The 9,774-nt window shown below is 74.2% G+C and carries 10 protein-coding genes; 6 read left to right on the forward strand and 4 right to left on the reverse strand.

Going from position 1 to position 9,774, the window contains the following annotated elements; all coding sequences use genetic code 11:
- Nucleotides 1-93 precede the first annotated feature (93 nt).
- Nucleotides 94-489 carry a hypothetical protein gene (locus tag ABZ493_RS21340; RefSeq protein WP_430584119.1) on the reverse strand — a complete coding sequence of 132 codons (396 nt, stop codon included), beginning with the start codon at nucleotides 487-489 and terminating at the stop codon, nucleotides 94-96.
- A gap of 66 nt (nucleotides 490-555) precedes the next feature.
- On the opposite strand from ABZ493_RS21340, the gene ABZ493_RS21345 reads away from it, so the two are divergent.
- From ABZ493_RS21345 to ABZ493_RS21355, 3 genes are all read left to right on the forward strand, one after another.
- Nucleotides 556-1,500, forward strand: coding sequence for a PHB depolymerase family esterase (locus ABZ493_RS21345; protein WP_430584120.1), 945 nt, complete (start codon nucleotides 556-558; stop codon nucleotides 1,498-1,500).
- 101 nt (nucleotides 1,501-1,601) lie between these two features.
- Nucleotides 1,602-2,087, forward strand: coding sequence for a DNA starvation/stationary phase protection protein (locus ABZ493_RS21350; RefSeq protein WP_430584121.1), 486 nt, complete (start codon nucleotides 1,602-1,604; stop codon nucleotides 2,085-2,087).
- A gap of 88 nt (nucleotides 2,088-2,175) precedes the next feature.
- Nucleotides 2,176-3,111, forward strand: coding sequence for a PHB depolymerase family esterase (locus ABZ493_RS21355; RefSeq protein ID WP_430584122.1), 936 nt, complete (start codon nucleotides 2,176-2,178; stop codon nucleotides 3,109-3,111).
- A gap of 61 nt (nucleotides 3,112-3,172) precedes the next feature.
- Here the strand turns inward: ABZ493_RS21355 and gdhA are convergent, their stop codons facing one another.
- On the reverse strand, nucleotides 3,173-4,510 hold the full coding sequence (gene gdhA / locus ABZ493_RS21360) for an NADP-specific glutamate dehydrogenase (protein WP_430584123.1): 1,338 nt from the start codon (nucleotides 4,508-4,510) through the stop codon (nucleotides 3,173-3,175).
- A gap of 254 nt (nucleotides 4,511-4,764) precedes the next feature.
- A complete protein-coding gene (purL, locus tag ABZ493_RS21365) occupies nucleotides 4,765-7,116 on the reverse strand; it encodes a phosphoribosylformylglycinamidine synthase subunit PurL (RefSeq protein WP_430584124.1) in 2,352 nt (783 codons plus the stop codon).
- 185 nt (nucleotides 7,117-7,301) lie between these two features.
- Here purL and ABZ493_RS21370 point away from each other — a divergent pair, with 185 nt between their 5' ends.
- A complete protein-coding gene (locus ABZ493_RS21370; RefSeq protein WP_430584125.1) occupies nucleotides 7,302-7,820 on the forward strand; it encodes a putative immunity protein in 519 nt (172 codons plus the stop codon).
- A 12-nt stretch (nucleotides 7,821-7,832) separates the two neighbouring features.
- On the opposite strand, the gene ABZ493_RS21375 is transcribed toward ABZ493_RS21370, so the two are convergent.
- Nucleotides 7,833-8,477: a hypothetical protein gene (locus tag ABZ493_RS21375; protein ID WP_430584126.1), complete on the reverse strand. Its 645-nt coding sequence runs from the start codon at nucleotides 8,475-8,477 to the stop codon at nucleotides 7,833-7,835.
- A 266-nt stretch (nucleotides 8,478-8,743) separates the two neighbouring features.
- Here ABZ493_RS21375 and ABZ493_RS21380 point away from each other — a divergent pair, with 266 nt between their 5' ends.
- Together ABZ493_RS21380 and ABZ493_RS21385 are read left to right on the forward strand one after the other, a co-directional pair.
- Entirely contained in the window at nucleotides 8,744-9,265 is a 522-nt protein-coding gene (locus tag ABZ493_RS21380) for a hypothetical protein (protein WP_430584127.1), read from the forward strand.
- 98 nt (nucleotides 9,266-9,363) lie between these two features.
- Nucleotides 9,364-9,687, forward strand: a complete 324-nt coding sequence (locus ABZ493_RS21385) for a hypothetical protein (protein ID WP_430584128.1) — start codon at nucleotides 9,364-9,366, stop codon at nucleotides 9,685-9,687.
- Nucleotides 9,688-9,774: the final 87 nt, after the last annotated feature.

Genomic DNA, 9,774 nt, shown 5'->3' on the forward strand with positions numbered 1-9,774 from the left:
GGCGGATGTACGTCCGAAGCCCGGAGGGGCCGCACCGGCTGCGGCCCGTCCGGGCTTCTCTATCTCGCGGGTTCGCCTTCTCTATCTCGCCAGCTACCAGGACCAGCCGCGGGAGCTGAGCTCCAGCTCCTCGCGGAGACGTTCGGCCGATTCGGCGCGCTCCCCGGCACGCATCGGCAGGTCGACGACGCTCAGCCCGGCCAGGCGGCACGCCTCGCGCAGCAGGGCGTCGTACGCGCCCTGCGCGGCACGGGCGTGGTGGGCGCGCGCGTAGACCTGCGGGTCGTCGTCGATCGCGCGCAGCTCGCGCGCCAGCTCGCCCAGACGCACCTGCACGGTGAGCGTCACGAGCGGGTCGGTGACCGCACCACGACGCACGGCCCGGCGGGCGACCGCGTCGCGGTGCGCGCCCGAGCGCAGCCACGCCCGGGCGGCGGCCGTCGCGACCAGCGCGAGCGACGCCGTCAGGCATGCCAGCTGCCACGTCATCGGGGCTCCACCTCCGCACCGATTTCAGCCTAGGCCGGGTGCGCCGCACACGCGACAATCGACGGCATGCCGGCGCACCGTCCGATCCTGGCGACGATCGTCGCGCTGGTCACCCTGCTGCTCACGGCCTGCGGCTCCGCCGCGCCGCCGCAGGCCGACGAGCAGCCCCTGGTGCTCGCGGCCGCCGAGGCGCTGCCCGCGGGCGCCACCGGCGTGGTCGACGTCGGCGGCCGGCCCGTCCGGCTCCACGTGCCGCCCGCGTACACCCCCGACCAGCCCGCCCCGCTCCTCGTCGTCCTGCACGGCTTCGGCTCCGACGCGGCACGCGTCGACGCCCTGCTCGGGCTGCAAGACCAGGCCCTTGCGCGCAGCGTGCTGTACGCCCTCCCCGCGGGCACCGAGGGCCCCGACGGGCGCCGGTTCTGGAACGCGACCGACGCCTGCTGCGGCGTCGACCGGGCGGGCGTCGACGACTCCGCCTACCTCGAGCAGGTGATCCGTACTCTCGGGGCCACCTATGCCGTGGACCCCGACCGGGTCGCGGTGGTCGGGTACTCGAACGGTGGGTTCATGGCCTATCGCACGGCGTGCGACCACGCCGACCTCGTGTCCGTCGCGGTGTCGCTCGCGGGTGCGATGCCGGCGGACGACGGCGCCTGCCGGCCGGTGCGCCCGGTGACCGTGGTGCAGGCGCACGGCGCCGACGACCCCGTGATCCGCGCGGACGGAGGGGTCCGCGACGGGCACGCCTATCCCGCGGCGGCGGAGTCGGCCGCCGCCTGGGCGCATCTCGACGGGTGCGGGACGGCCCCCGCCACCGCCCCCGCCTGGCGCGACCTCGACGGCACGGTCCCCGGGGCCGAGACCACGGTGACGACGTGGTCCGGGTGCGCGAGCGGCACCACGGTCGAGCTGTGGTCGATCGCGGGCGCGGACCACTCCCCCGCGCTCGGCCCGGCGTTCGCGACGGCGGTGCTCGACCTGGTCACCGGTGTCGTCGCCGCCCGCTGACGACGACCAAGGCTCGCCTGGCCTTGCTGGCGGCGCGCGGGAAGGCTCCCTAACCTGGAATGGTTCAAGAGAGCGATCGTCACCGGAAGGAAGGTTCACCCATGACCACTCCCACGATGAAGCGCAGCACCCCCCGCGCCGAGGCGTCCGACAAGCTCCGCACCCATCTGCAGCGTGTGCTCGTCGCGCTGGTCGACCTGCACGTCCAGGGCAAGCAGGCCCACTGGAACGTCACCGGCCGCGGCTTCCGCGACCTGCACCTCCAGCTCGACGAGCTCGTCGACGTCGCCCGCGAGCACAGCGACACCGTCGCCGAGCGGCTCCGCGCCCTGCAGGCCGTGCCCGACGGCCGCACCGAGACGGTCGCCACCACCACGGACCTGTCGCCCTACCCCGCGGGCCTGGTGTCGGTGGAGGACACGGTCGACGCGATCGTCGAGCGCGTCGCGCAGACCGTCGAGGTCGCGCGCGAGGTGCACGACGACGTCGACGCGCAGGACCCGACCAGCGCCGACCTGCTGCACGAGATCATCACCGACCTCGAGAAGCAGGCCTGGATGATCTCGTCGGAGAACACCGAGGTCTGACCGACCGGCCCCGCACCACGACGGCGCGCCCCCGCCCGGGGGTCGCGCCGTCGTCGTCTGCGAGGGGCGGGTGCGCGACAATCGGTGCATGCCGCCGCGCCTCCGCGCCGTCACCCTCGCGCTCGTCGCGGGGTCGCTCCTCGCCGCCTGCACGGGACCGACCGACGACGACCCTCCCGCCGACCCCGTCCCGCCGGCGACGGCGCCCGCGCACGACGAGACCCTCACGGTGGACGGGCGGCCCTTCGCGCTCGCCGTCCCCCCGGGCCACGACCCGGCCGAGGCCGCACCGCTCCTCGTGGTGCTGCACGGCTACGGCGACGAGGCCGCCGAGGTGGACGCCCGGCTCGGGCTGCGCGACGGCGCCGCGCGGCGCGGCGTGCTGTACGCCCTCCCCGAGGGCACCCCGGACGCCTCGGGAAGGAAGTTCTGGGACGCGACCGACGCCTGCTGCGGCTGGGACGGCCCCGACGTCGACGACTCGTCCTACCTGGCCGACGTCGTCCGCACCGTCGGCGACGCCTACGCCGTCGACCCCGACCGGGTGGCCGTGGTGGGGCACTCCAACGGCGGGTTCATGGCCTACCGGCTGGCCTGCGACCACGCCGACCTCGTCCGGCTCGTCGTGTCCCTCGCGGGCGCGATGCCCGCCGACGCCGGCGCCTGCGCGCCCACGCGGCCCGTGAGCGCCGTGCAGGTGCACGGCACCGCCGACCCTGTCGTCCGCTACGAGGGCGGCCGGATCCGCGCCGACGACTACGCCTCCGCGCCCGCCTCCGCCGCCGACTGGGCACGGCTCGACGGGTGCGACTCCGAGCCCGACGTCTCCGCCGGCGCGCTCGACCTGGACGTCGACATCCCCGGGGCCGAGACCTCGGTCTCGTCGTTCCCGGGGTGCTCGTCCGCCTCCCGGGTGGAGCTGTGGGCGGTCGACGGCGCAGGCCACTCGCCGACCCTCGGCGACGAGTTCTCCTCCGCCGTGCTCGACGCCGTGGTGGGCACCGACGGACCTGCACCGCGATAGACCGCCCCGGCGCGAGGTCGACACCGGACGGCGCTCCCTCGGCCGGGGTCGGCGCGATGCCTCAGATGACGCCGAAGGCGATCATCGCGTCGGCGACCTTGGTGAAGCCGGCGACGTTGGCTCCGACGACGTAGTCGCCCGGCGCCTCGTACTCCTCGGCCGTGGCGAGGCAGCTGTCGTGGATGCCGGTCATGATCTCGGCGAGGCGGGACTCGGTGTGGTCGAAGCTCCACGAGTCGCGCGACGCGTTCTGCTGCATCTCCAGCGCCGACGTCGCCACGCCGCCCGCGTTCGCGGCCTTGCCCGGCCCGAACAGCACGCCGGCGTCACGCAGCACGGCCACGGCCTCCGGGGTGGTCGGCATGTTGGCGCCCTCGGCGACGGCGCGCACGCCGTTCGCGACGAGCTGCTTGGCGTCGGCCTCGGAGAGCTCGTTCTGGGTGGCGCAGGGCAGCGCGACGTCGGTCGGGACGTCCCAGATGCTGCCCTCGGCCACCAGGCGGGCGCCGGGGCGCTGGTCGACGTAGTCGGACACACGGCCGCGCCGGACCTCCTTGACCTCCTTGAGCAGGTCGAGGTCGATGCCCGCCTCGTCGACGACGTAGCCGGAGGAGTCGGAGAACGTGATGACGCGCCCGCCGAGCTGCTGGGCCTTCTCGGCCGCGTAGATCGCGACGTTGCCCGAGCCGGACACCGAGACGCGACGGCCGTCGAGGCTCTCGCCCTTGGTGCCGAGCATGCTCTGCGCGAAGAGGACCGCGCCGTAGCCCGTGGCCTCCTTGCGCACGAGCGAGCCGCCCCACGTGAGGCCCTTGCCCGTGAGCACGCCCGACTCGTAGCGGTTGGTGATCCGCTTGTACTGGCCGAACAGGTAGCCGACCTCGCGGGCGCCCACGCCGATGTCGCCGGCGGGCACGTCCGTGTACTCGCCGATGTGCCGGTACAGCTCGGTCATGAACGACTGGCAGAACCGCATGACCTCGCCGTCGGACCGGCCGCGGGGGTCGAAGTCGGAACCACCCTTGCCGCCGCCGATCGGCAGGCCGGTGAGGGCATTCTTGAAGATCTGCTCGAAGCCGAGGAACTTCACGATCCCCAGGTAGACCGAGGGGTGGAAGCGCAGCCCGCCCTTGTACGGGCCGAGGGCCGAGTTGTACTCGACGCGGAAGCCGCGGTTGATCCGCACACGGCCCGTGTCGTCCACCCACGGCACGCGGAAGATGATCTGCCGCTCCGGCTCGCAGATGCGCTCGAGCACGGCGGCCTCGACGTACTGCGGGTTCTTGCGCAGCACCGGGCCCAGGGACTCGAAGACCTCGCGCACCGCCTGGTGAAACTCCACCTCGCCGGGGTTACGACGCAGCACCTCGGCGAACACAGGCTGCAGACGGTCTTCCATGGGGGCTCCTCCCGAGTTCTGGGGAGCGCGCCCGCGGGGCCCAAGGGCGGCACGGCACACGCACGACCATCGCAGCCTAGACGTTTCCGAGACGCCGTCTCACGCCGCGAGACGGCGCCCCCGGTGCGCACCGCGCTCCCGTGCGCGGGGCGCCTCGCCGGTTGACCTGCCGACCCAGAACGCAGTGAGCGGGCGATCGGCCCTGTTTCGGTCGCGAAACAGGGCCGATCGCCCGCCCACAGCGTTCTTCGTGGTCAGCCGAAGATGCGCGGCAGCGTGCCCTCGTGCGCCTCGCGGGCCTCGGCGAGCGGCACGGTGAAGGTCTCGCCGTCGAAGCCGCCGGCCACGACGAGCGCGTCACCGCCCGTGTGCCCGAGCCGCAGCACCGGCACGCCGGCGGCCTCGACGGCCGCGGCGAGCTCGGACTCGTGCTCCGGGTCCACGACCACCAGGGCGCGCGCGGTGGACTCGGAGAACAGCGCGGCGAACGGCGAGACGCCGTCCCGGCCGGTGATGCCGTCGAGGGCGACGTCGGCACCCACGTCGTAGCGCAGCGACGCCTCGAGCAGCGCCTGCGCGAGACCGCCCTCCGACAGGTCGTGCGCGGCGGCGACGAGGCCCTGCTCGCGGGCCGCGACCAGCGCGGAGGCCAGCGCCTTCTCCGCGGCCAGGTCCACACGCGGCGGCAGGCCGCCCAGGTGCCCGTGCTCGACGTCGGCCCACGCGGAGCCGTCCAGCTCGTCGGCCGTGCGGCCCAGCAGCAGGATCGACAGACCCTCGGCGCGCCAGCCCGACGGCACCGCGGTGCGCACGTCGTCGATCACGCCGAGCACGCCCACGACCGGCGTCGGGTGGATGGACGAGTCGATCTGGCCAGGCTCGCCGGTGCCGTTGTAGAGCGAGACGTTGCCGCCCGTGACCGGCACGCCGAGCTCCTGGCACGCGTCCGCGAGGCCCTCGATCGCCTCGACGAGCTGCCACATCGAGTCGGGGTGCTCCGGCGAGCCGAAGTTGAGGCAGTCGGTCACGGCAAGGGGCTTGGCGCCCGCCGTCGCGACGTTCCGGTACGCCTCCGCGAGGGCGAGCTGGGCGCCCGTGCGCGGGTCGAGCTTGCCGTAGCGGCCGTTCGCGTCCGTCGCGAGCGCGACGCCGCGGCCGGTGGCCTCGTCGACGCGCACCACGCCGCCGTCGTCGGGCTGGGCGAGGGCCGTGTTGCCCTGCACGAAGCGGTCGTACTGGTTGGTCACCCACGCCTTCGAGGCGAGGTTCGGCGACGCGAGCAGGCGCAGCGCGGTGGCGCGCAGCTCGTCGGCCGACGTCGGGCGGGCCAGGCCGGCGGCGACCGTGGTGTCGGCCTGCAGGCCGTCCTGCCACGCCGGGCGGGCGTAGGGGCGCTCGTAGACCGGGCCCTCGTGCGCGACCGTCCGCGGGTCGACGTCGACGATCCGCTGGCCGTGGTGGTCGATCGTGAGACGGCCGGAGTCGTTGACCTCGCCGATGACGGCGGTCTCGACGTCCCACTTGCCGGTGATCGCGAGGAACTCGTCGAGCTTCTCGGGCGTGACCACCGCCATCATGCGCTCCTGCGACTCCGACATGAGGATCTCGCCGGCGTTCAGGGTGGGGTCGCGCAGCAGCACGTCGTCGAGCCAGACGTGCATGCCGCCGTCGCCGTTCGAGGCCAGCTCGCTCGTGGCGCAGGAGATGCCCGCGGCGCCGAGGTCCTGGATGCCCTCCACGACCTGCGCGGCGTACAGCTCGAGGCAGCACTCGATGAGCACCTTCTCCATGAACGGGTCGCCCACCTGGACGCTCGGCCGCTTGGCCGGCACGCCGTCCTCGAACGTCTCCGAGGCGAGGATCGAGGCCCCGCCGATGCCGTCGCCGCCCGTGCGGGCGCCGAACAGGACCACCTTGTTGCCGACGCCGGAAGCGTTCGCGAGGTGGATGTCCTCGTGCCGCAGCACGCCCAGGCACAGCGCGTTGACGAGCGGGTTGCCCTGGTAGGAACCGTCGAAGACGAGCTCGCCGCCGATGTTCGGCAGGCCCAGCGAGTTGCCGTAGCCGCCGACGCCGCTCACGACGCCGTGCACCACGCGCGCGGTGTCCGGGTGGTCGACGGCGCCGAAGCGCAGCTGGTCCATGACCGCCACGGGGCGCGCGCCCATCGAGATGATGTCGCGGACGATTCCGCCGACGCCGGTCGCGGCGCCCTGGTACGGCTCGACGAACGACGGGTGGTTGTGCGACTCGACCTTGAAGGTGACCGCCCAGCCGTCGCCGACGTCGACGACGCCCGCGTTCTCGCCGATGCCGACGAGCAGGTGCTCCTTCATCTCCTCGGTGACCCGGTCGCCGAACTTCTTCAGGTGCACCTTGGACGACTTGTACGAGCAGTGCTCGGACCACATCACCGAGTACATGGCCAGCTCGGCGGCCGTCGGGCGGCGCCCGAGCAGGTCGCGGATGCGCTGGTACTCGTCCGGCTTGAGGCCGAGCTCGGCGTAGGGCTGGACCTCGTCCGGCGTGGACGCGGCGGTCTCGACGGTGTCCAGCTGGGGGCGGGGGGCGGACACGGCTTCGGCACGGTCGGCAGCGGCGGTCATCAACTTCCCTCGGGTCGCGCGAGTACTGCAGAGCTCAGGGCTCGGACCGGGTGATCACCGCACCGTGGGGTGCCGGCATCCGGCGTCGGTCCGTGCCGTCGATCATGAGTGCGGGGGCGCCTCGCGGCGCGCCGCCAGTCTACCGGCGCCGGACGGCGCCCCGGACGGGGCGGCAGGATGGGTGCATGCCGATCCTGCCCGCCGACCGCGACCCCCGCCTGATCACCGCGCGCCGGGGCGGGACGCTCACCGACGAGCACCACCGGATGCTGGCCGAGTGGGCGGTCGCCTGCGCCGACCACGTGCTGCCGCTCTTCGAGCTGGAGGCCCCGGACGACGACCGCCCCCGGCAGGCGCTCGAGGTCGCCCGCGGCTGGATCCGCGGCGAGGTGCCGATGCGCGAGGCGCACCGCACCGCCTTCGTCGCGAACGCCGCCGGCAAGGGCCGGCCCGACCCCGCCCGGTTCGCGGCGCTCGCGGCCGGGCAGGCGGTCGCCGTCGCCCATGTCGCCGCGCACGACCTGGGCGCCGCCGCCTACGCCATCCGTGCCGCGAGCGCTGCGGCCCCCGCCGACCAGGAGGAGGCCGCCCGGCTCGCCGAGCGGGACTGGCAGCGGGAGCGGGTGCCCGGCGAGCTGCTCGACCTGGTCCTCGACGACCAGCGGGCGCGCTCCGCGATCTGCTGGGACGTCTTCGACGACTGACCGGCGCGCCGGCTACGCGCCCTCGCCGGCGCGCTCGCGGGCGGAGGGGTCGAGGGCCGTCGCGGCCGCCGCCAGCACACCGAGGATCAGCCCCACCCTGGTGTGCGGCAGCCGCCGCCCCTGCGCGCGCCACCGCTCGCCGCGCCGGTAGGCCCACTTCTCCCCCACCACCGCGACGGCGATCCCGAAGGCGATAGCCCCGGCCGTCACGGAGCCGACGACGACCGGGTCCGGCAGCGGGTCGGCGGCGTCGGCGAGCCCGAGGTCGCCCAGCAGCACGTTGTCCTCGGGCTCGCTCGGGCCCCCGGCGAGCTCGGCACCGTCGCCCTGGGGCGGCGCAGCCTGCGCCTCGTCGCCGGGCTCGCCGTCGTCGTCATCGTCCTCCCCGTCTGCGGGAAGGGCCTGGATCCGGTCCGCGAGCTCGCGGAGGTCACGCACCTCGTCGCGGGCGTCCCGGATGCCGTCGATCGCAGAACGCCCCTCGGCGGTGAGCGCCGCGCCGATGCCCAGGCCGCCGGCCAGGACACCCGCCTTGACCAGGGCGCGCGCCCAGCGCGGCCCGACGACGTCGGGCACGGCGTACCAGGCGAGCGTCGTGAGTCCGGTGGTCGCGACGCTCCAGGCGTCGACTCTCCTGCGCGCGGCGGGCGTCTCCATGGGTCCACCTCCGGGTCGGGGGCTCGTGTCGGCGGCGGCGCCGAGGTCCTCGGGCCGCCCGTGGGACAACGGGTGGCGGTCGGCCGGAGTTCCACTCTTCGGACCCGCCGCGAGCCCGACCTGCGTGGATGACCTGTTCTTGACTCTTGTCCTCAGATTCTTGACCCGCATCACGAACAGGTGACGATTCTCCGTGAGCGGCGCCACGCGCGACCCCGCTGAAGCAGGGGGTTTCGTCTTTTACCACAAGGTGGTTTGATGCGCACGTGGAACTGCTCAGAACCTTCGCCCCCGGCGCGTTCGCGTACGGGCTGGCGTCCTGGTCGTGGCTGGGGGTCCACGGCAAGACGCCCCGCTTCACGACCGTCTTCGGCGACGTCTTCCTCGAGTCCCTCGAGGGCTGGTGGTTCCTCGACACGATCGAGGGGTCGCTCGAGCTCCGCTGGTCCACCGCCGTCGAGATGTACACGGAGCTCGACTCGGCGGACGGACGTGCGGACCTCCTCCTGGAGGACCTCTGCCGGGAGGTGCTCGACGCCGGCGCGAGGCCCCGCCCGGACGAGGTGCTCGCCTTCTCCCCGCACCCGGCCATCGGCGGCCGGCTGCACGCCGACCACGTGGCACCGCTCCGCTTCGAGCTGGCGCTGCGCCTCACCGGGGAGATGCACCACCAGCTGCGCGCCACGCTGGACCCGGCCCCCTCGCCCCTGCTGCTCGGGCACGTCGAACCCCCGGTGCCCGCGTCCGCCCTCTCCTGGGACTCGGAAGGCCACGACCAGCGACCGTGACCCACCTGTGACCTGCACGGTCCGCCCAGCAGATGCACGACCGGCTGTCGTGTCGTCTCCTGGAAAGGCACGGATGAGGCGGACCGTGGGAGGTAGGCATGAGACGGGTGCTCGTCGTCGGGCTCGTCGTAGGGGTCGTGGACGGGGCGCTGCTGGGTGCGTCAGCGGCGCTGGGCTGGACATGGGTGGCGTGGGCCGCCCTCCTGGCGGGGCTCGGCGGCGCGGCCGCGGTGGCGCTGGCCGTCCCGCCACCGCGCGTCGCCCGACCGGCCACCGTCACCCTGGGGCTGCCGCTGCGGGAGGAGCAGCCCGTCGAGGACGCCGCGCCGGCGCCCGCCGAGCTTCCCGGGCCGAAGCCCGCCGTCGTCGAGGACTACCCGCAGCCCGTGCGTGCGGGCGAGCCGACGCCCGCGGCCGCCTGACCTGACAAGGCGCCGAGACAGAGAAGGCGAACCCGCGAGATAGAGAAGCCCGGACGGACCGCAGCGGCTGCGGCCCGTCCGGGCTTC

This window comes from Isoptericola sp. NPDC019482, assembly GCF_040632295.1.
GTDB lineage: Bacteria > Actinomycetota > Actinomycetes > Actinomycetales > Cellulomonadaceae > Isoptericola.